The sequence below is a fragment of the Candidatus Accumulibacter contiguus genome (assembly GCF_012940005.1).
Lineage (GTDB): Bacteria > Pseudomonadota > Gammaproteobacteria > Burkholderiales > Rhodocyclaceae > Accumulibacter > Accumulibacter contiguus.
The window spans coordinates 1-20,256 of sequence record NZ_SPMX01000083.1 but is presented as its reverse complement, the minus strand read 5'-3'; the positions used below and the strand labels follow the sequence as shown (position 1 = coordinate 20,256).

Below are 20,256 nucleotides of genomic sequence, written 5' to 3'. Positions count from 1 at the left end.
ATCGCTGGGCCGTTACGACGACGCGCTGCCCCTGTACCGCCGGTCGCTGGCGATCCGCGAAAAGGTGCTCGGGCCCGAGCACCCCGATACCGCCACCAGCCTCAACAGCCTGGCGTGGCTGTACCAATCGCTGGGCCGTTACGAAGACGCGCTGCCCTTGTACCGTCGGTCGCTGGCGATCCGCGAAAAGGTGCTCGGGCCCGAGCATCCCGATACCGCCATCAGCCTCAACAGCCTGGCGTGGCTGCACCAATCGATGGGCCGTTACGACGATGCGCTGCCCTTGTATCGCCGGTCGCTGGCGATTCGCGAAAAGGTGCCCGGGCCGGAGCATCCGGATATTGCCAAGAGCCTCAACAGCCTGGCATGGCTGTACCAATCGATGGGCCGTTACGACGACGCGCTACCTTTGTACCGACGCGCCGTCCGAATCGTCGCAGCTGCTGACATTTCCGACCCGATCCGGGAGCACGGCGCCATCGCACATCTCGCGCTGGTCTCGGCCAACCTCGCCTACTTCCTCGAAAAGCATGCCGGCCAGTCGAGCCTCGATGAAGCGATCTTCTACTATAAACTCTCGGTTAACACTCGCCAGCGGATGCGGGCCGGCACGCGTGGGCTTGACAAGGCGATCCGCGACTCCTTCACTGAAAAACTGGCAGGGCCGTACCGGCGGCTCGCTCGCTTGCTGATCGAGCGCGGACGGATTGCCGAGGCCGAACGGGTGCTGCTGCTGCTCAAGGAGTCCGAGCTCACCGAGTTCCTGCGCCGCAACGGCGGCAGCGACCAGCGCGGCGAGCAACTAGTGTGGGCTCCCGAGGAAGAGCAATACCGGCGTGATCTCGAACGTGTGGCCACCGAGTGGCGCGAGTATGAATACCGTCGGCGCGAGCTCGATGAACTCGTCAAGGGCAACAAGATCACGGCGAACGGCAGCGAAGTTGTCGAACACGACGCCCAGCGCAACCAGCTCGAACGGCGGACGGGCAGCATCATGGCCGAGGCGACGGCGCGCTTCGTCGAGGCCAGCCGTCGCGCCAACGAAACGCGGATCAAATCCTTCGACAGCGCGCGCACCGGCCTGTCGACCAAGCTCGGCGAGATGCAGCAGCGCGCAAGCGGCGGCCTGCGCACCGCCGGTCTGGTGCTCCTGCCCGACGCCAGAGGTCTGACGCTGATCGTCACCACCGACGAGGGCGCGGTGCCGCTGCTGCGCGAGGTCAGTGAAGCCGAACTGAACACGCTGGTCAGTAGCCTGCGCACGGCGATCGCCAGCCAGAAGGACTACCGGCAGCCCGCCGAGGCGCTCTACCGCCACCTGATCGAGCCGGCCGAAGCGCAACTCGGCAAGCAGGCGGCCATCCGGCAATGGGCGATTCTGCCCTACGGCAGCCTGCGTGACCTGCCCTTTGCGGCGCTGATCAACCCGGCCGACGGCAAGCACCTGATCGAGCAGTACGCCTTGGTGACGTTGACCGCCGACGGCAGCGGCCGCTTCGAGGGGCTAGAAACGATCCCGAGGGCACGCTGGCAGGGCGTCGCGCTCGGCGCTTCGCAGCCCGACCCGGAGTTCGGCAACCTTGCTCTGCCCGGAGTTCTACGCGAGGTGTGTGGCGTCGTTCGCGACCAGCAGGCCGGGCCCTGCCGCTCCGGCGAAGGCGTCGTTGCCGGGCAGCGCTACCTCGATGCCGGGTTCACGCCAGAGATCCTGCGCCGCCTGATGAGTCCCGGCGGCGGCGCAGGACCGAGCTTCCTGCACATCGCCACGCACTTCAAGGCCGAGAAATCGCTGCTCCTGCTCGGCGACGGCAGCAAGCTGCGCGCCGCCGACATCGTCGCCTGGACGCCTCGCCTTGGGCAGTACGATCTGATCGCGCTGTCGGCCTGCGACTCGGGAGTGACCGAAGCGGCCGTCGAATCGCTCGGCGCGATGTTCCGTTCGCAGGGCGCCAAGGCGGTTCTGGCGACGCTGTGGCCGGTCGCCGATGTCGGTGCCGCACCACTGATGGTCGAGTTCTACCGCCAGCGCGGCGAACGGCAGGCGATGAGCAAGGCCGAAGCGCTGCGCCAGGCGCAACTGGCGATGCTGGGAGGCCAGCTGCAAGCCGGGAAGCCGGGAATCGACCTGCGCCATCCGTATTTCTGGGCGCCCTACGTGTTGATGGGCAACTGGTTGTGACGGCGAGTCGCTTGGGTCGGCGGCGAAAAAGCCCTCTCTTTTGTCTGGCCACCGCAAGCCCGATGGCTGACCACGGCAGTCGAGGGGCGATTGGCGACGCTCTGGAAGGGGTGTCGGCGGCCCACGCCGATGAAGACCGGGGCGGGTAGCGGGCAAGCATCCATTGCACCGACGGCCCTGTCGGAGAATTCAGATCACCACGAGATGATGGCTTTTTGCCTCAGGAACGGCTTGCCGCGGGACCGCACGATCCAGCGTCACCAGGCAGCCGCCTTGCTGCACCGCCAGTGCCAGCAGATAAACGTCGGCCACCTGGCGGGAGCCGAGTACGGCATTCCAGGCAATCCGGCCGCTATCGAGGATGCTCACGGCGTCCGGCCAGAAAACGTGATGGCTGGTCGCCGTCGCCGCGGCGAGACGTTCGGCTATGGCCCCGGCCGGCAGTGCGTTCGGGTAGCCGGGTTGCGACATGATCCGGATACAACCGTTCTCGGTCAGCGGGCACGACGCCCAGCCCGACTGAATGTTCTCCAGCAGCCAGGCCATGGCTCTGGTGTGATGCAGGTGGTCGCTGTCCAGCAGGGCGATCAGCACATTCACATCGAGCAAGGCGCGCATCAAACGCCTTCCTCGTCTCTCAGTTGGTCTACCTGCTCGTTGGTGACCACTTTCCCCCGTGACGGGAACGGGCGGAAACCGTGGACGGCCGCCGGCTCGCTGGTGCTGCTGGTCGTCGATGGCGGCGATTGGGTCAGGGCTTGTCGCAAGAGATGCGAGATCACCCGGCCGGCCGTCGTCCCGCCACGCCGGGCAAGCTCCTTGGCAGCCAGCAGAACATCGTCTTCGATATCGAGTGTGGTACGCATGAGCATTCTCCTTACGAGTGATGCATTGATGCTAACGCATCAGAAAACTGCAAGCAAGCAACGATACCAAACCCGATGGGATCATGGATCACAGCTGTGGTTTGATCATGCCAACCGACGATTCCCAGCTTTCACGCCAGGTCGTGCGTCAGCGGTACAAAGGAACTGGCCAGATTGACATGGGGAGAAAAGCGCGGCGATACTTCGCGAGGGATCGTTGAATTTCCTATCCTTTCATGAGCCGGTCAGGGTGGGACCGGCAAGGAGCAGGCGGGGCGACAGGAAAGCGGAACGTCGGTATCATGACGGAAAGCCGGGAGGAGTGAACATGGATCGAGTGCATCTCTGGTTGGGCAGCGTGCTGACGATGCTTCCCCTGGTGGCCCTGGCCGGCGGGAACGAGCCGACCCTCTTTCAGATTCGCGAGGGCGACCAGATCGGCCTCATTGACCGCGGCGGCAAGGTAATCGTCCCGCCGGAGTTCCGGGAGGCACCCACCATCGGCAACCCCCTGATCCGCGTCCGCAAGGGGACGCGCACCGCGTACTATGCCCACGACGGAACCCTCGCCATTCCGCCCCAGGAGGAACTGACCGAACCCTACGCCGAAGGGCTCACTCCGGCGCTCCTCAAGGACGAGGGCAGCAAGCGGCTCTGGGGCTATGTGGATGCTCGCGGTACGGTGGTCATTCCGCAGCGCTTTCAGGCCGCGGATGTCTTTTTTTTCGCGAAGGCATGGCCCGCGTGTGGAGTGACGGCAAGTTCGGGTTCATCGACCGCAGTGGCCGGCAGGTGATCACTGCCCGCTTCGACAGCGCCGAGGATTTTTCCGACGGCCTCGCCCTCGTTCGGGAGGGGGAGAAGCGCAAATTCATCGACAAGACCGGAAAGACCGTCCTGGAGGCGAGCTGGGAGCGGGTTTCCGCATTCGGCGACGGATTGGCGGCGGCCAAGGACGGCAAGCTCTGGGGTTATGTGGACAAGAGCGGCAAGTGGCTCATCGCCCCCCGCTATTCCTATGCGAGGCCGTTCTGGAACGGCCTCGCCGCCGTCACCGACGGCGGCCGCAGCCTGTGGATCGACCGGCGCGGCACCATCGTCTGGCAGACTCAACCTTGAACCACCCCTTTACGGAGACTCCCTTGAAAGCACGCCATCTGGTTGCCATCGCCCTGCTTGCCCCTTTCGCCGCCGGCACCTTTGCCAATGACGCCCTGCGCACCCTGCTGGAGGATTCGAAAGCCAGCGGCAAAGGCGTGAACCTCTACGTTAACGGACAGACCATCCCCGCCGTGGTGGTGGCAGTCGATGATCGCTACGTGCTTGCCCGCAGCCAGTCCCAGGGAACGATTGTCATCCGCCTCGAGCGCCTCGATGGCGCCTCCGGTTTCGTCAGCGGCGAGCGAAAGGCCCAATAGCTACTCTGGCCGGCCGCCAGGGCGCGGAACTCGGCGCTGACGCAGGCCTTGCGGAGCACGGCGGCGCCTTCGTCGGCGGATACCACGGCGCCGTCCTTGCCGAACAGCGAGGGCATGTAGACGGTGAAGCCGGCATCGCGCACCCAGCGGGCAAATCGGGTGATGTGCGGGCTGATGCCGGGCATTTCGGCCAGGACGATGACGGCCGGCCCGCTGTCGCTGACGAAGAGGCGCTTGGCCTGGTCGTCGAAGCTCGGTTCGCGGAGGGCGAAGTCGCTCAGGGGGGCGTCCTGCAGCAGGGTTATGTGGGGCATGGTGTTCTCCGTGATGGCGACAAGCGGTGGATGTCCGACGGCGATGCGCCGTTGAGGTACTTGATGTCCGCTCTCGCTGGAGAACGACTGGCCTTCGGCGCCGGTAATGATCGCAGCGGCGATGCGGCGCCCCGCCTGATGGCTTGGCGAATCCGGTGGGCCGAGGATTGGATGGCCGGGCACCCTTAACGTCGGGGATCGATGCCCGGCCCGCTGGCTAACGGCCGTAGGTGCCGGTCAAGATAGCCTTGCCGAGGCTGTTGGCATGAACCATGTAGCCGACGAGTGCCGTGCTGCCGTTGGCTGGCAGCTCAAGCTTCTCAACCTTGAGGGCATGGAGCGTGAAGTGGTAGTTGTGCGGGCGGTCCCCGATCGGTGGACACGGGCCTCCCCATCCGGGGCCGCCGAAATCGGTTTTCCATTGGGTCGCTCCCTCCGGCAGGCCAACGCCATCCGGTTTTCCCGCTCCGAATGGCAATAGTCGACTGGTTGCGGGGATGTCGATGACAACCCAGTGCCACCATCCGCTACCGCCTGTCGGGGCATCGGGATCGTGCACCAGCAGCGCAAAACTCTTCGTTCCTGCCGGCGGATTCGACCATTCGAGTGCTGGCGAGAGATTCCCGCCAGAACAACCGAATCCATTGAGGACATGCTTCTCGGCCAGTGTTCCTTGATGGACGAAGTCTGCGCTTTTCAGGGAGAACGGTTCCGCAGCCTGCCCCGTCGACAGGAGCGCGACGGAACAGACGGCAAAAAGATGTTGACGCATGTAGCTACCCTTTCCTTGTTTCAAGTGATCAATGATTCCGCACCAATGCAGACCGCTTCGACGCGGTTGCCGAAGGGTCGTAGAGAAAGGCGCCGAAGTGGTTGGCGCGATACTGCGGTCGGAGGCCGGGGCGCCCTTGTCCGGGCCTCCGTGGGTGAGTCCGACGTGGTCGAGTACGAACATGGCGAGTGTCTCCAGGAATAACGGTGATGGGTATCATACAGGCACCGTTCAGCGGTTGCGCGCTTTGATGGCCCTCAGGATTCAGGGTGAGGAGGCAGTCGATGAAGGGCTGGAGCGGCTCGCTGCGGGGGGCGCCGTTCAGCGTGACGATGTAGTACGAGCGATCCGAGACGACGCTTTGCGGCGCGGGCTGGACGAGGGTGCCATCTTTTGGCCAGCCCCTCCCGCAGGCAACCCAGCCCCTCGCGGACGTAGGCCAGGCCTTCTCTGCTGGTGCGGACATCAAGCACCTCAGCCAGTCGACGCCAATGAAGGTGCGCGAGTTTTCCCGGTTCGCCGTCACGGTCACCAACCAGATCGAGAATCTGGGCAAAGTGGTGGTGGCCGCTCTGTACTGACGACAGCAGTTTCGGCATGGAACAGCCAAGCGTGAAGCACAAGGCCGGGCGGCCAGCAAGATCGATGAAATCGGGATGGATTCTGTAACCGAATCGAACGTCGAGCGTTATTCAATTCCGTGTGGCCCAACAGAAAGGTTATCCATGTACTCGAAACGTCGTATCACGGTAGCGGCACTATCCCTGATCGTGCTGTCAACGCTGTCCGTTGCTGCGCCCGCAAGCGGACTGATCTCAAGCAAGGTCGAACTGACCACGAGCAATGACAATGTACAGGTCACCGATTTGCGTGCCGTACAATCTGACCGCCTGCTCCGTGTTCAAGCCGAGCTCACCAATTTCTCCCCGTATAACCAGCAGGTCTATTACCGATTCAAGTGGCTGGACAAGAACGGTTTCACGGTATGGGATGACGAGCCGTGGAAACCGATGATTGTCTACGGAAGCCAAAGGCAGATCATCAACGTCAGCCCGCCATCACTGTTCGCCACCGACTTCCGCCTGGTTCTGCACTCTTCGCAGCGCTAGAGGTCTGCTTCGTAACACAATTTCCCCAGGAAATCAGCCGTAGGTTGGGCTGAGCTTGCGAAGCCCAACAGCCCCCGCGATAGCGCGCGCGCAGGACGTTGCGCGACGGGCGCCTTCCCGCCTCGGCCAATGATGGCCGTTTTTGTCCCGCGATTGTCCCGGTGCGGCATCGTTCATTTGCTCGCCTGGCCTTACGATGGCGGCACGTCAAACGAAGGAGGTCTGGAAATGTCCGAAAATGATGTCGTCAGGGGTCGTCGTGCAGCGCTGGTGGTGATCGATGTGCAGGAGTCGTTCCGGCACATGCCCTTCTGGTCCGAAGCCGATCTGCCGGCGTTCAGGGAGGCCTTGCTGCGCCTCGACGCCGGTTGCCGGAAACGCGGGGTGCCGGTGGTACATATTTTTCACGTCGGTCAGGCCGGGCCGTTCACCGAGGCCTCGGGATATGTGCGCGCGCTCGACTGGCTGCCCGGTTCGCCCGACGTGTGCTTCTTCAAGCACACGCACAATGCCTTCTCGGACACCGGCCTCGACCTGTGGCTGCGCCGCCGCGGCATCGAGCGCCTGATCATCGCCGGCATCCGCACCGAACAATGCTGCGAGACGACGACGCGGGTCGGCTCCGACATCGGCTACGAGGTCGATTTCGTCAGCGAAGCGACGCTGACCTTTCCGATGACGCATCCGGTCAGCGGCCGCAGCTACTCGCCGGCGGAGATCAAGGAACATGCCGAACTCGTGCTGGCCGGGCGCTTTGCGCGCATCGTCAGCGTCGACGATTGCCTCGCCGCGCTGGGAGAAGGACATGCTTGAACTGCGCCCGAACTGCGAGTGTTGCGATCGCGATCTGCCGCCCGACTCGCCGGCGGCGATGATCTGTTCCTTCGAATGCACCTTCTGTGCCGATTGTGCCGACACCCGGCTTGCCGGGCGTTGTCCCAACTGCGGCGGCGAGTTGCTGCGCCGGCCGATTCGCCCGGCGGACAAGCTGGCACGCTACCCGGCGTCGGCGCAACGGGTCCGCAAGCCCTGCGCCGGCAGCGACCTGCCTGCCACTGCAACGACCGCGGCACAGGCCTGAGCGCATGCGTCCGCGCGATCTCGCTCTCGCCCTGTTGGTGGTCGTCGTCTGGGGTGTCAACTTCGCGGTCATCAAGACCGGCGTCGCCGAAGTGCCGCCGCTGTTGCTCGGCGCCCTGCGCTTCCTGCTCGCCGCCTGCCCGGCGGTGTTTTTCCTGCGCGCGCCGAAAGTGCCCTGGCAGCTCTACCTCGCTTACGGAATGACCATTTCGGTCGGGCAGTTCGCGTTCCTGTTCTCGGCCATCCACGTCGGCATGCCTTCCGGGCTCGCTTCGCTGGTGCTCCAGTCGCAGGCGTTTTTCACGATGCTCTTCGCCGCCCTGTGGCTCAAGGAGGGCTGGCGCAGCAGCCAGCTCGTCGGGCTGCTGCTGGCGGCCTGCGGTCTGGCGCTGATCGGCTCGGCGCACGGCGTGTCGATGCCGCTGCTCGGCTTTCTGCTGACCGTCGCCGCGGCGTCGCTGTGGGCGGCCGGCAACATCGTCACGCGTGCGGTCGCCGCTTGCGGGCCGATCAACCAGCTCGCCTTCGTCGTCTGGGCGAGTCTCGTGCCGCCGCTACCCTTTCTCGCGCTGTCGCTGCTGATCGAGGGCCAGCCGGCGATGGCTGCCGCGTTGAGCGACTTCAGCCTGCGTTCCTTCGCCGCCGTCGCCTACCTCGCCTGGGCGGCGACGCTGCTCGGCTACGGCTTGTGGACGCGCCTGCTGTCACGCTACCCGGCCAACCAGGTGGCGCCGTTCAGCCTGCTGGTGCCGGTGGTCGGGCTGACGACCGGCTGGCTGGTGTTCGACGAAGTGCTGCGGCCGGTGCATCTCGCCGGCGGCGCGCTGCTGATGCTCGGCCTGGCGGTCAATCTGTTCACCACCCGCCTGCTTGGCTGGGCGAGGGCGCGGCCATGACGCTGTCGGTCTGGTTCGTCCTCACGCCGGCTGGTCGTCTACCAGCGCCGCGGCGGCAACGATCCGCAGCTCTCGCCGTGGCTCGCCCACCGCAACCACCTGCACCCCGCCGTCCATCGCGCGCAGGACGCGATCGCGCAGGATCCCGCGCGTTCGTGGTCGGTCGACGAGCTTGCCGCGCAGGCGCATGTCAGCGCCCGCCATCTGACACGCCTGTTTGCCGAGCACGCGGGCATCAGTGTCGTCGGGTATCAGCAGCGGCTGCGCGTCGCGCGGGCGCGCGAACTGCTCGCCGAGCGGCAACTCTCGGTCGAGCGAGTCGCCGAGCTGGCCGGCTTTGCCTCGGCTCGCGATTTCCGGCGGGTCTGGCAACGCCATGAAGGCGGCACGCCGAGCACGCTTCGCGCTACGGGCGGGCGAGGCAGCACCCTCGGCGATCGCCAGCCGTCCTGAGCGACTCGCTGAGCAGGCTCTACGGCTATCCGCTGCGCGAAGTGGGTGAGCATGGACAACGCTGGTTCATGCCCCCCTGGCAACAGTAGCCAGCCCGGAGCAGTCGTCAAGGTCCGCGGGCGCGTTCTCGGACGTCGATACCGCGCTAGAAGCCGCTTGCACGCTGGGCATGTAATCGAAGTCGGCAACCAGGATATGGTTGTAGAACCAGCCGTTGATCAGGAACTTCACTTCCTCGGCGATCTCGTCGAGAGTCATCTGCTTGGCGTTCTCCAGCAGATCAAAGAGCATCCGGCGAAACTTCCGGTGCAACTTCTGATGCGCCTCAAGGCCGGGGTAGTGGCAGGCAATCATCAACTGCTCTTCTTCGTGCAGATGCACCTTGACGTATTCAGTCAGGATCGCCAGTGTTTTCAGCACCCTGATCTGGTCACCATCGCCTCTGAAGGTTGCGGCAAGATCGAACAGTTGTCGGTGCTGCGCATCGATTGCCGGTACACCCACCTCGATCTTCGATGACCACTCTGCCAACTCAAATTTCATGCTTTGCTCCAACTGTTGTGAAGGGGTGACTCGACCGTCTCACGAGGGTATCGGGCGTGTTGCCATATCGATCTGTTCGGAAAGGGTCAGCCATTGCTCTTCCAAGGCAGACAACTCCACTGCGATCTGGTTCAGTCGGCGGCCGCTGTCGGCCAGTTCCTGTGCCGACAGCGGTGTCGACAATTGCGCTTCGAGAGCGTGCTGTTCCTTCTGTAGGTCGAGCAGGAGCTTTTCAATATGTCCCTGCTCACGCTGCAGTGCTTTCAGCTTGCCGGGAGCAACGATGTCACCCGCAAGCGACACACGCTTGAGCGGCTCTTTCGCGATTTTCAGGGATTCCCGGAGGTTTTCCCGGCTGCGTTTCGCCTCGTCGAGCAGATAGCGTTGATAGTCGTCGAGGTCGCCGGTAAAGTCCTCCATGCCACCGCGGGTGACGAGCCAGAATTCGTCGCACACCGATCGGAGCAGAGAACGGTCGTGGCTGACCAGCATGACGGTTCCCTCGAATTCGTTGAGTGCCATCGCCAGGGCTTCGCGGGTAGCGAGGTCGAGGTGGTTGGTGGGTTCGTCGAGCAACAACAGGTTGGGGCGTTGCCAGACGATCATGCACAGGACCAGGCGTGCCTTCTCCCCGCCGCTCATCGTGCCGACCGTCTGCTTGACCATCTCGCCACTGAAATTGAAGGTGCCGAGGAAGCTGCGCAGATCCTGTTCGCGGTCGCTTTGTCCGGTGGGCGAGCCTTCCTTGGCCAGGCGCAGCAGGTGTTGCAGGGGAGTTTCGTGCGGGCGCAGGACGTCGAGTTCCTGCTGCGCGAAGTAGCCGATGTTGAGGCCCTTGCCTTCACTGACGATACCGCTGCAGCAGGGCAGGACGCGGGCAATGGTCTTGACCAGCGTCGACTTTCCCTGACCGTTGGCGCCGAGGATGCCGATGCGCTGCCCGGCCATGACCGATCGGTTGACCCGGCGAACAATCACCGTCGGTGGCGTGCCGGCAGGTGCATCGGCCGGTGGCGGGTAGCCGAAGCAGGCATTGCTCATGACCAGCATCGGGTTGGGCAGGCTGGCGGGGGCCTTGAACTCGAAGGTGAAGTCGGCGCTGGTCAGCACCGGCGCCAGACGCTCCATTCTTTCCAGCGCCTTGACCCGGCTCTGCGCCTGCTTGGCTTTCGTCGCCTTGGCCTTGAAGCGGGTGATGAAACTCTGCAGATGGGCGATTTTGTCCTGCTGCTTGAGGTAGGCGTTTTGCTGCAGATCGATCTGCTGCGCGCGGGTTTCTTCGAAGGTGCTGTAGTTGCCGCCGTAGCGCATCAGCTTGCCGTTCTCGAGGTGCAGGGTCACGGTGGTCACCGCATCGAGAAACTCCCGGTCGTGGCTGATCACCACCATGGTTCCAGCGTAGCGCTTGAGCCAGGTTTCCAGCCAGACCAGCGCATCCAGATCGAGGTGATTGGTCGGTTCGTCGAGCAGCAAGAGATCCGACGGACACATCAGCGCCCGCGCCAGTTGCAGGCGCATTCGCCATCCTCCCGAGAAGCTGTCGACCGGATTGTTCAGTTCGGTGGTCTTGAAACCCAGGCCGAGGATCAACGCCTGGGCACGCGCCTGTGCATCGTGTGCGCCGGCGTCGTGCAGGGCCAGGTAGGCGTCCGCCAGGCGTTCGCCATCGCCATTCTCGCTTTCGGCCAGTTGTACTTCCCGCTGGGCGGCCAGCAGCGCCTGGTCACCTTCGATCACGAAGTCGGTGGCGCTCAGGCTGCTTGACGGCATCTCCTGCACGACCTGCGCCAGGCGCCAGGCAGCGGGCCGCGAGAATTCGCCGGCGTCTTCGTGCAGGCTGCCATCGAGCAGCGCGAAGAGGGTGGTTTTGCCAGCGCCGTTGCGACCGACGAGGCCGACCCGTTCGCCGGGGTTCAAGGTCACCGTCGTCTGGTCAAGCAAGGCCTTGGCGCCGCGACGCAGGCTGACGCTCTTGAGCGTGATCACGCCGTCGAAACTCCCGTCGATGCTCCGGTAATGGGCGTGCAGCCGGGCGCCTGGTCAGCAACAGCCAGGCTCACCGGAAGATCACGGTCTTGTTGGCATGTACCAGCACCCGGTCCTCGAGGTGATAGCGCAGCCCGCGCGCGAGGACCGCCTTTTCGATGTCCTTGCCATAGCGCACCATATCTTCGATCGAATCCGAATGGTCGATACGGATCACGTCCTGCTCGATGATCGGCCCCTGGTCGAGTTCCCTGGTGACGTAGTGGCAGGTGGCACCGATCAGCTTGACGCCGCGCCGAAAGGCCTGGTGGTAGGGCCGGGCACCGACGAAGCTGGGCAGAAAGGAATGGTGAATATTGATCATCTGTCCGGGGTAGCTGTCGCACAGATCGGCGGGCAGAATCTGCATGTAGCGCGCGAGCACCATCGTGTCCCCCTTCACTTCCTCGTAGATACGTCTGATCTCGGCGTGCGCTGCTGCCTTGTTGTCGGGGTCTACGGGTACATGGTGGAAGGGGATGCCATGCCACTCGACCAGCGCCTTGAAAGTGTCGTGATTCGAGATGACGCAGGGAATCTCGATGTCGAGTTCCTTCGCCTGCCAGCGTGACAGCAGATCGTAGAGGCAGTGTTCCTGCTTGCTGACCATGATCACGACGCGCCGTTTCACTGCCGAATCACTGATTTTCCAGGCCATCGACAACTCTTCGGCAAGCGGGCGGAAGCGCTCGCGAAACTCGGCCAGATGAAAAGGCAGCGACTCTGCTTTCACCTCCATGCGCATGAAATAACGCCCGTCCTGTTCACCGCTGCCGTCGTCGGCGTGATAGCTCGATTCGAGAATCCAGCCGCGGTGCTGGGCAATGAAGCCGGAAACGCGCGCGATGATGCCGATCTGATCCGGGCAGGATCCGGACAGGGTATAGAAACGCTGCGAATGCATGCTGCGTAACCTTTCTAGGTGGGTGTGACCGCGACGAAGGCCTTGTCGATCTCCGCGCGCAGCTCGGCGTAGGACTGCGTGACCGGGAACTGCGGGAATTCGCGAATGACCTGCTCGGGCGGGTGAAAAAGGATGCCGGCGTGCGCTTCGCCGAGCATCGCCGTGTCATTGTACGAATCGCCAGCGGCTACCACTGTGAACCGGAGTTCCCTGAGGCGGCGCACTGCCTCACGCTTCTGATCGGGCATGCGCAGACGGTAGCGCACCAGCATTCCGTCGGCGTCGGCTTCGAGGCTGTGGCAGAACAGTGTCGGCCAGCCGAGTTGCCGCATCAGCGGGTGCGCGAACTCGTAGAAGGTGTCGGACAGAATGATCAACTGATAGGCCTCACGCAGTCCATCGACGAAGGCCCGGGCGCCTTCGAGCGGTCCCATTTCGGCGATGACCTGCTGGATATCTGTCAGACCGAGCTTGTGTTCGCCCAGGATGGCGAGGCGGGACTGCATCAGCTTGTCGTAGTCCGGCTCGTCGCGGGTAGTACGGCGAAGCTCCGGAATGCCGGTGCGTGTGGCGAATTCGATCCAGATTTCGGGGACGAGGACGCCTTCAAGGTCGAGGCAGACGATTTGCACGGCAAGCTCCCAGAAAATGAGGTTTGAAGGAAACCCGCGATTCTACCAAATCCTTGGAACTGCACAGCAGCGCTACACTGGCCGCCTCATCGCAGTATGATGAAAGACCTACGGACCTTCCGAGAGAAACGAGGAGATGATGATTACGCCCAATATTCTTGCTCTTGTTCTGGCAGGCGGTGAAGGCACCCGTCTGCACCCACTGACCCAGCATCGTTCCAAGCCATCCGTACCTTTCGGCGGCCGTTTTCGCATCGTCGACTTTGTTCTCTCCAACCTGGTCAACTCGAAGATCTTCTCCATCTACCTGCTGGTCCAATACAAGTCGCAGTCGTTGATCGAGCACATCCGTCGTTCCTGGTTGCTGGCGCCGATCTTTCCCGAGCAGTTCATCGCGGTGGTTCCACCGCAGATGCGCGAGGGACCGGAATGGTTCCAGGGCACTGCCGATGCCGTCTATCAGAACCTGGGGCTGATCGAAAAGCGTTCTCCGGACCTCGTCGTGATATTTGGTGCCGACCACATCTATCGCATGGACGTGCGTCAGATGGTCAATTTTCACTTGCACAGCCATGCCGACGTCAGTATCGCCGCCTTGCCGGTTCCCATCGGAGAAGCCTCGGCATTCGGCATCATTGACGCCGACGAAGACGGGAGCGTGCGCAGTTTCCGAGAGAAGCCGACCGACCCGTCGCCGATGGCCGGTGATCCGACGCGCGCCTTCGCCTCAATGGGAAACTACATTTTCACGACCGATGTGCTGATCAAGGCGTTGCGGGAGGGGCACCGGCTGGGAGAAAGAGATTTTGGCAAGGATCTCCTGCCACGCCTGATTCAGACGCAAAGGGTGTTTGCCTACGATTTCTGCGGGAATCGCATCCCCGGCATACGCGCCTCCGAGGAGCCGGCCTACTGGCGCGACGTGGGAACCATCGATGCCTATTTTGCCGCCCACCAGGATCTCCTGGGTGCCGAGCCGAAGTTAGATCTGTTCAATCCCAAATGGCGGATCGGTTCCAGTAACTATCAGGGGCCGTCGCCGAAATTCTTCCACGCCGAACTGGACAACAGCATCATCAGCGCCGGTGGGCTGATCAAGGGGGCTCGCATCCGCAATTCGATCGTTCGCCGCGAAGTATTCATGGAGGAGGATGTGGAACTCGATGAGTGCATCATCATGGACTACGCAGTGCTGCGCAAGGGGGCGAGGCTCCGGCGCACCATCGTCGACCGTTACAACACGATCGAAGCCGGTGATCGTCTCGGCTACGACGCAGACGCCGACCGTCGCCGATTTACCGTCACCGACTCGGGAATCGTGGTCGTTCCCAGAGGCCAGGGAATGGATATCCGTGCGGAGGAGAGGATGTTTCGCTACCTGTAGTCGTCGGCCGAACCTCTTGAGGATTTGCCTGTTCCTCGGCCTTACGGTTGACGGGGCTGAAAGGCCATTGACCGCGCCGACACGCTGAAGGCATCCGAGAAGCAGGCGCCGTCTTCAGCGCCATGCTTCTTGAGGAAGGGGAAGATCGCCTCGACCATGCGTACCGAGCCACAGGCGTAGATTTCGTGCTCCTTGAGTTCCGGGAAGTCTTCGAGTATCGCCTCATGAACCAGGCCGGTACGGCCGCTCCAGGAATCCTCGGGCGCCGGATCCGAGAGCACCGGAATGAAGTGGAAGTTCTCATGCTCACGCGCCCAACGTTCCGGCAGGTCCGGCAGGTACAGATCCTTGCGGCTGCGCACTCCCCAGTAGAGATGGATCTGGCGCTGCAGCCCGCGCTTGAAGGCGTCCTCGACCATGCTCTTGACCGGTGCGAAGCCGGTTGCGCCGGCGACGAAGACGATCGGCCGCGTGGATTCGCGCAGCGTGAAGTCGCCGATCGGGCCTTCGAAGCGGACTTCGTCGCCAGCCTTCATCGTGTCGAAAACGTGCGTAGTGAAACGGCCGCCAGGCATCAGCCGGATCTGCAGTTCGACAAACTCGGCTTCGTGTGGCGGATTGGCAAACGAGAAGGCGCGCCGCTGACCGTCTTCAAGGATGATGTTGATGTACTGGCCGGCCTTGAAGGCGATCTGCTGTCCCTCTGGTAGCTTGAGCAGGACGCGCATGACGTCATCGGTGAGCTTCTCCATGCCGACGACACGGGCGCTGTACTCCTGGAAGCCTTTTGGCAGCGTTCTCGCCTGGTACTCGATCTCGACGTCTTCGAGCGCGCTGGCGCAACATAGCAGGACCTTCCCTTGCGCCAGTTCGGCGGCGGAGAGTGCGCTCGGCTGGTAGAGGCCGGGGTCGACCTTGCCCTGCAGCACCGTGCACTTGCATACGCCACAGCCGCCATTGCGGCATTCGTAAGGGAGATCGATGTCCTGGCGCAGGCCGGCGTCGAGCAGTGTTTCGCCAAAGCGTGCGCTGATGGCCTGGTGGTCGGGGTGAAAAGTGATCGAATTCTGTGCCCTCGCCGAACCCAGCCGCTGCGGTGGTAGCCAGGGCAGAAGGAAAAACAGGGCGGTGAGACCGAGCACCCAGTACCAGAGATGCAGCGGATTGATCACGTAGACCAGCGCCAGCACCGGCAACTCGAACCAGTCGAAATCGATGTTGGTCGGCACCACCGACATGTCGGCTTCCCCACCCTGGCTGAGGATCGGCTTGACCAGTGCGAGTGCCAGAAACATCAGCGTGACGGCGATGGCGATCGGGCGGGGGGGGATTGATGTGTGCGCGCGGGACGCGCTGAACATGTACCCACATGATGAAAGCGACGATCAGGGGCGCACCGATGTGGATGAAGGCCAGCAGCGTGAACAGGCGGCTGTTGACGCTTTCGAGGTAGAGGAAGTTGCGGATCAGCGTGCCATTGAACATCGGCAGGACATCGAACCACTCGGCGGTAGCGATGACCACGAACTGTGCGAGCTTGTCCCATACCAGCATGAAGCCGTTGACGCCGGCAATGTAAACCAGCCATAACAGGGCCACGCCGGTCAGCCAGGAGAACGAACGAAAGCCGCGATAGCGGTCGTAGGCAAAGTGCCGCAGCATGTGCAGCAGCATCGTCAGGATCATGCCGTCTGTCGCGTAGCGGTGGATGCTGCGCAGGATGCCGCCGGCCCACCACTGGTCGTGGGTGATCCGCTCGACCGACTCGAAAGCGTCATGGACGCCGGTATCGGCGAAGACGTAGAGGTACAGGCCGGAGCCCACCAGCAACCAGAACTGCCAGAAGCTGATCGTTCCCAGATGATAGAAAGGGTTCATCTTGTCGCTGAAAGCGACATTGAACACGTTCTCGATGCGCATGAACAGCCAGCGCAGGAGTTGTTGCAGGACCTTGACCATGATCGAATTCAGCTCAGGAAATTAGTGCCTAGTGCGGCGGGATAGGTGGTCGGCCGGAAGCGGCGCCCGCATCCAGGTACGTCGACAGCGGTAGTGATCATTTGAAGAACAGTCCGCCGTGGTCCGGGTTGAAGTCGATCACCATCACCTGCCCAGGGACGAGGGTGACCTCCGCTTCCTTGCTGAAATTGAAGCCGGGTTTGATGAGCTTGTCGTTCATCCTGACGGCCACCTGGTGCTTGCCGGCTTTCAGCTCGAAGCGTTTGTACACCGTCGAGACCCCGTCCTTGTAGAGGCCGGTGGGGTGCATCACGGTGCGGAAAGCGGGTTGACCGTCGAAATCGACTTCCAGTCTGATGTCGGATCGTTCGCGCGGGCAGTCCATCGGCGCGCGCATGTTGGGTGGCAGTTTGGCGAGTTCTTCGGGGGTGCGTTTGCGACACTCGCGGTCGCCCAGGTGGCTGATCGACAGCTTGATCAACGCGACGTCGTCGGGAATCTGCCGGTATTTGGGCGAGGTCGCAAAATAGCCGATGAAAGCAGCGAAAGCGCCGTAGAGGATCAACTGGCCGACGATGGCGGCGGGTTTAAGCATGATAGGAGGCTTTCCGCTGATAGGGGGGAAGTTTTTCGCTCGAAACCGATTCGAGCCGGGTTCTGAACTCGGCCAGCGCATTGGCCAGATTTCTGCTGTCGTGGGCTGCGGCAGGATAGAGTTGCAGTCGTGCAGCCGGAACGGTCTTGCGCAAATGCGGTTCCCGCTGGCCCAGCAGGCGTTCGCTGGTCCACCGTTCGCCGAGGCGGAAATCGCAGCCGCCGCTACGGCAGGTGCTCACGAACACCCCGTCGGCGCCGCCGCGCAGCGCATATTCAACGAAGGCCGGCGGCAACATGCCGGTGCACAGCAGGGGAATCACTGCCGTGTCGGCGGCTGCCAGGGTGCTGGCATCGGCGCCGCGCGCACAACTGAACACGACGATCCTGCTGCGGCCAGTGAATTGTGCCAGTGCCTGCTCGAGCTGCTCGCGTAGCGCATTGACCGGCTGCTGCGGCATGTCGATGCCGGTGAGCAGCGTCTCCTGTCTGCGGAAGGGCGTCGAGGAAGGGCAAGCGCCGGCGCAGATTCCGCAAGCCGCGCAGAGGTCGGCATCGACGACAGCCAGTTGCCAACCTGGCCGCCGAGGGTGCGGCTGCATGCTGATCGCGGCATAAGGGCAATCGGCGAGGCAGCGATCGCAACCGGTACAGTTGGCTGCATCGACGGTGGCGACCGGCTGTGGCTGTGGGTGAGGCAGAACGGGCAGGATGAAGAGCAGTGCCGTCAGGCCGAACAGCAGCGTCCAGATGAGCGCTGGCGAGCTGAGGTCGGTCAGTGGATGAATGAACAGAATGAACCAGTCGAAGCCGAGATCGCCGGGGACCGTCGCCAGATTGGCCGGCGGATTGCTGAGCGCCGGCTTGAGCAGCGAAAGAACGAGCAGCGCAGCCAAGGTGCCCAGCATGGAGCGCCGGGACGGCAGGTAATCGACATGGCTGATGCGATGGACATGTGCCCACAGGCCGAGGATCAGCAGCAGCGGCACGCCGAGATGGAGGAACACCAGCATGGTGAAGAAGCGGTCGTTGATCGAGTCCGGCGCCATGAAGTTGCGCGCCGACGGTTCGCTGAAGATCGGCAGCCAGTCGAGCAGTTCGGTGGTGGCGGTGGCCGACAACTGCGCAAGCTGATCCCAGACGATCCAGTAGCCACCGATTCCTGCGATGTAGGCGAGCCAGATCAACGGTACGCCGGTCATCCAGGAATAGAGGCGGAAGCCGTGGTAACGCCCGTAGCTCCATTCGCGAACGAGGTGCAGCAGCATCAGCAGCATGAAGCCATCAGAGGCATAACGGTGCAGACTGCGCAGAATGCCGCCGAGATACCATTGTTCGCTGCTGAGGTAGCCGATCGAGCGGTAGACGGCGTCGATGCCGGTGTCGAGCACCGCGTACAGATAGAGCCCGCTGCCGACGGTGATCCACAGCAGATACAGACCCAGCGCGCCGAGATGGCGCAGCGGATTGTCCTCGCCGCCGAAAGGCGCGTCGAGAGCTTCCTCGAAGCGCAGGAAGACGCTTTTCGTGCCATTGCGCAATGCTGCGTGGAGACTCACGTCGCTGGGGTTCCTGGGCCGGTGCCGGTCATGATCATTAGTGCTTGATTATATTTCTGGTGGGCGCTTGGCGTCTTGACACGAGTCAAATTCGAAACAAGCAGATCGTGACCGATTGACGAAGAGAGGCCCCATGCATCGATTCCGCAACATGTCGCTGCTGTCTGGAAATGCTTGCTCAAGGCACCCGGAGCATACCTTGGCGTGAAGACCATCGGAAAGGCACTGTGCAGGAAAAGGTTTGATGATGGAGGGCAGGCGTGAACCTGTCCTCTACTCCACCCTTTTAATGTGAAAGTCGCGTATGCGACTCACGAATCTCCCCTCCCCCCGCGCGGGGGCGAAGGCGGGGTTTCGCGGAGCACTGCTCCGCGCCGCCGCAGCCGGCCCGCGATGCAGCGTGGGCCGTGGGAGGGGTCGGGGGGAGAGCATACAAGGGAAACGGTCATGACTTTCATGATCGGGGGTGCCTGGAAAAGTCATGGCCGTTAGCCCTGGCGATCATCGAGAGCCTGAAACACAAGAGCCAGCAGGCGACGGCGATCCATGCGCGACTCGACCTTGACCCAGTGTGGGCCGCGGTGAATACTGCTACCAATGCCCGGCTCGAAGCGGGCGTCATGAAGACCGGTGCTGATGCGGTTCAGAGCAAGAAAAAAATGACCTGAGATGAGGAGAACGAATGATGGAAACAACGCTATACCAGACTGATTTCTACACTTGGGCACGCCAACAAGCCGACATGCTGCGCGCAGGACGCTTCGACACCATCGATGCCGAACATTTGATTGAGGAACTTGATGCGATGGGGTCACGCGAGCGGCGCGAACTGGCGAACAGGTTGAAAATTCTGTTGACGCACCTGCTGAAGTGGCAGTTTCAACCAGAGCGGCGGGGCGCAAGTTGGGCGCGCACGATCCGCGTGCAACGCATGGACATTGCCGATTTGATTGCCGACGAGCCGGGCCTGGTGCCAGAGATTCCCCATGCGTTCGAGAAGGCATACCCAAAGGCGTTGCTGCTGGCGGCAAACGAAACAGGCATGGATGAATCGACCTTCCCCAAGCAATCGCCGTACTCAATCGAACAGACGATGGCGGATGACTTTCTGCCAGAGGGCAATTGAAAGAACCTGCGTTTTTGCTGCGCTTGGCTCCCGGCTGATCCCTGCGGGCGAAAACCGGGAACCCTTGCCCGGTTGGCATAGCACCTGCACAAGGTTGACGCGGAAGGGCGGAAGGGTGCGTAATTCTACATTAACAGATTCTAATGGCATTTTTGGGTGCTGGCGGCTGCCTTCGGTAGGCGCTGTCGCGGGCGCTTTGTCGCCGTGCATGACGCTCGGCGATGATTCGCACGAGGTCTTCGCGACCGTGAATCTTCACCGGGAGCTGCGCCACGAGCATGTCGACGACATCGGCACAGGACAGTAACTCGGCGTAGGGTGAGTGTTGCCGCCGCTCCTTGACGAGAAAGAGTAGTGCAACGCAGACGAGCGCCATGTGGTTGTACCAAGCCCGCCACTTGCGTACCTGGTAGTCGGCCTCCCACAGCCAACCTTTCGCATTC

The 20,256-nt window shown here is 62.7% G+C and carries 22 protein-coding genes and 3 pseudogenes; 12 read left to right on the top strand and 13 right to left on the bottom strand.

The genetic code is table 11. The features are described 5' to 3' along the window. Positions 1 to 2,179, top strand: a 2,179-nt coding sequence (locus E4Q08_RS21410; RefSeq protein ID WP_169071865.1) for a CHAT domain-containing protein, incomplete at its 5' end; no start/stop codon positions are given. A 189-nt stretch (positions 2,180 to 2,368) separates the two neighbouring features. On the opposite strand, the gene E4Q08_RS21405 is transcribed toward E4Q08_RS21410, so the two are convergent. After that, positions 2,369 to 2,797, bottom strand: a complete 429-nt coding sequence (locus E4Q08_RS21405) for a TA system VapC family ribonuclease toxin (protein ID WP_169071864.1) — start codon at positions 2,795 to 2,797, stop codon at positions 2,369 to 2,371. Further along, positions 2,797 to 3,045 carry a hypothetical protein gene (locus E4Q08_RS21400; RefSeq protein WP_169071863.1) on the bottom strand — a complete coding sequence of 83 codons (249 nt, stop codon included), beginning with the start codon at positions 3,043 to 3,045 and terminating at the stop codon, positions 2,797 to 2,799. Before E4Q08_RS21400 ends, E4Q08_RS21405 begins: the two co-directional genes overlap by 1 nt. A 328-nt stretch (positions 3,046 to 3,373) precedes the next feature. On the opposite strand from E4Q08_RS21400, the gene E4Q08_RS21395 reads away from it, so the two are divergent. From E4Q08_RS21395 to E4Q08_RS21385, 3 genes are read left to right on the top strand one after another with little or no spacing between them, the layout of a single operon-like run. Continuing rightward, a complete protein-coding gene (locus E4Q08_RS21395) occupies positions 3,374 to 3,841 on the top strand; it encodes a WG repeat-containing protein (RefSeq protein ID WP_169071862.1) in 468 nt (155 codons plus the stop codon). Beyond that, complete coding sequence (locus E4Q08_RS21390; RefSeq protein ID WP_169071861.1) at positions 3,838 to 4,164, top strand: WG repeat-containing protein; 327 nt, start codon at positions 3,838 to 3,840, stop codon at positions 4,162 to 4,164. Before E4Q08_RS21395 ends, E4Q08_RS21390 begins: the two co-directional genes overlap by 4 nt. Before the next feature lie 23 nt (positions 4,165 to 4,187). After that, complete coding sequence (locus E4Q08_RS21385; RefSeq protein WP_169071860.1) at positions 4,188 to 4,463, top strand: hypothetical protein; 276 nt, start codon at positions 4,188 to 4,190, stop codon at positions 4,461 to 4,463. On the opposite strand, the pseudogene E4Q08_RS21380 reads toward E4Q08_RS21385, so the two are convergent. After that, a pseudogene (locus E4Q08_RS21380) lies at positions 4,463 to 4,777 on the bottom strand (dienelactone hydrolase family protein); the annotation flags it as partial. The gene E4Q08_RS21385 and the pseudogene E4Q08_RS21380 sit on opposite strands and share 1 nt — an antisense overlap. A 217-nt stretch (positions 4,778 to 4,994) precedes the next feature. Then, positions 4,995 to 5,549 carry a YbhB/YbcL family Raf kinase inhibitor-like protein gene (locus tag E4Q08_RS21375; RefSeq protein ID WP_034911699.1) on the bottom strand — a complete coding sequence of 185 codons (555 nt, stop codon included), beginning with the start codon at positions 5,547 to 5,549 and terminating at the stop codon, positions 4,995 to 4,997. 383 nt (positions 5,550 to 5,932) lie between these two features. Here E4Q08_RS21375 and E4Q08_RS21370 point away from each other — a divergent pair, with 383 nt between their 5' ends. From E4Q08_RS21370 to E4Q08_RS21345, 6 genes are all read left to right on the top strand, one after another. Continuing rightward, a complete protein-coding gene (locus E4Q08_RS21370) occupies positions 5,933 to 6,130 on the top strand; it encodes a hypothetical protein (protein ID WP_169071858.1) in 198 nt (65 codons plus the stop codon). A gap of 144 nt (positions 6,131 to 6,274) precedes the next feature. Next, a complete protein-coding gene (locus E4Q08_RS21365) occupies positions 6,275 to 6,658 on the top strand; it encodes a YcfL family putative periplasmic lipoprotein (protein WP_169071857.1) in 384 nt (127 codons plus the stop codon). Positions 6,659 to 6,886: 228 nt separating this feature from the next. Beyond that, a complete protein-coding gene (locus E4Q08_RS21360; RefSeq protein WP_034911703.1) occupies positions 6,887 to 7,471 on the top strand; it encodes a cysteine hydrolase family protein in 585 nt (194 codons plus the stop codon). Then, positions 7,464 to 7,739, top strand: a complete 276-nt coding sequence (locus tag E4Q08_RS21355; RefSeq protein WP_034911696.1) for a DUF1272 domain-containing protein — start codon at positions 7,464 to 7,466, stop codon at positions 7,737 to 7,739. Before E4Q08_RS21360 ends, E4Q08_RS21355 begins: the two co-directional genes overlap by 8 nt. A 4-nt stretch (positions 7,740 to 7,743) precedes the next feature. Next, the gene (locus E4Q08_RS21350) at positions 7,744 to 8,634 is read left to right on the top strand and encodes an EamA family transporter (protein WP_169071856.1); all 891 of its coding nucleotides are present in this window, start codon (positions 7,744 to 7,746) and stop codon (positions 8,632 to 8,634) included. Positions 8,635 to 8,664: 30 nt separating this feature from the next. Then, positions 8,665 to 9,087 carry a helix-turn-helix domain-containing protein gene (locus E4Q08_RS21345; protein WP_308240195.1) on the top strand — a complete coding sequence of 141 codons (423 nt, stop codon included), beginning with the start codon at positions 8,665 to 8,667 and terminating at the stop codon, positions 9,085 to 9,087. Positions 9,088 to 9,153: 66 nt separating this feature from the next. On the opposite strand, the gene E4Q08_RS21340 is transcribed toward E4Q08_RS21345, so the two are convergent. The 4 genes from E4Q08_RS21340 to thrH form a co-directional block, all read right to left on the bottom strand. Further along, the gene (locus E4Q08_RS21340; RefSeq protein ID WP_169071855.1) at positions 9,154 to 9,630 is read right to left on the bottom strand and encodes a bacteriohemerythrin; all 477 of its coding nucleotides are present in this window, start codon (positions 9,628 to 9,630) and stop codon (positions 9,154 to 9,156) included. Between the two features lie 39 nt (positions 9,631 to 9,669). Beyond that, the gene (locus E4Q08_RS21335) at positions 9,670 to 11,616 is read right to left on the bottom strand and encodes an ABC-F family ATP-binding cassette domain-containing protein (RefSeq protein ID WP_169071854.1); all 1,947 of its coding nucleotides are present in this window, start codon (positions 11,614 to 11,616) and stop codon (positions 9,670 to 9,672) included. 70 nt (positions 11,617 to 11,686) lie between these two features. After that, a complete protein-coding gene (purU, locus tag E4Q08_RS21330) occupies positions 11,687 to 12,559 on the bottom strand; it encodes a formyltetrahydrofolate deformylase (protein WP_169071853.1) in 873 nt (290 codons plus the stop codon). Between the two features lie 14 nt (positions 12,560 to 12,573). Next, positions 12,574 to 13,191, bottom strand: coding sequence for a bifunctional phosphoserine phosphatase/homoserine phosphotransferase ThrH (thrH, locus tag E4Q08_RS21325; RefSeq protein WP_169071852.1), 618 nt, complete (start codon positions 13,189 to 13,191; stop codon positions 12,574 to 12,576). Between the two features lie 139 nt (positions 13,192 to 13,330). On the opposite strand from thrH, the gene E4Q08_RS21320 reads away from it, so the two are divergent. Next, positions 13,331 to 14,575, top strand: coding sequence for a glucose-1-phosphate adenylyltransferase (locus E4Q08_RS21320; protein ID WP_169071867.1), 1,245 nt, complete (start codon positions 13,331 to 13,333; stop codon positions 14,573 to 14,575). Between the two features lie 41 nt (positions 14,576 to 14,616). Here the strand turns inward: E4Q08_RS21320 and E4Q08_RS21315 are convergent, their stop codons facing one another. The 4 genes and pseudogenes from E4Q08_RS21315 to E4Q08_RS21305 all read right to left on the bottom strand — a co-directional run bounded on the left by E4Q08_RS21315 (position 14,617) and on the right by E4Q08_RS21305 (position 18,687). After that, a complete protein-coding gene (locus tag E4Q08_RS21315; RefSeq protein WP_248595063.1) occupies positions 14,617 to 15,936 on the bottom strand; it encodes a CDP-6-deoxy-delta-3,4-glucoseen reductase in 1,320 nt (439 codons plus the stop codon). Positions 15,937 to 15,946: 10 nt separating this feature from the next. Continuing rightward, positions 15,947 to 16,453 (bottom strand): annotated as a pseudogene (locus tag E4Q08_RS25140) (cytochrome b N-terminal domain-containing protein); the annotation flags it as partial. A 178-nt stretch (positions 16,454 to 16,631) separates the two neighbouring features. Next, positions 16,632 to 17,129 carry a hypothetical protein gene (locus E4Q08_RS21310; protein ID WP_169071851.1) on the bottom strand — a complete coding sequence of 166 codons (498 nt, stop codon included), beginning with the start codon at positions 17,127 to 17,129 and terminating at the stop codon, positions 16,632 to 16,634. Continuing rightward, a complete protein-coding gene (locus E4Q08_RS21305) occupies positions 17,122 to 18,687 on the bottom strand; it encodes a hydrogenase iron-sulfur subunit (RefSeq protein ID WP_169071850.1) in 1,566 nt (521 codons plus the stop codon). Before E4Q08_RS21305 ends, E4Q08_RS21310 begins: the two co-directional genes overlap by 8 nt. A 685-nt stretch (positions 18,688 to 19,372) precedes the next feature. On the opposite strand from E4Q08_RS21305, the gene E4Q08_RS21300 reads away from it, so the two are divergent. After that, on the top strand, positions 19,373 to 19,813 hold the full coding sequence (locus E4Q08_RS21300; RefSeq protein ID WP_169071866.1) for a DUF29 domain-containing protein: 441 nt from the start codon (positions 19,373 to 19,375) through the stop codon (positions 19,811 to 19,813). 130 nt (positions 19,814 to 19,943) lie between these two features. Here the strand turns inward: E4Q08_RS21300 and E4Q08_RS21295 are convergent. Continuing rightward, positions 19,944 to 20,256: pseudogene (locus E4Q08_RS21295) on the bottom strand (IS701 family transposase); the annotation flags it as partial.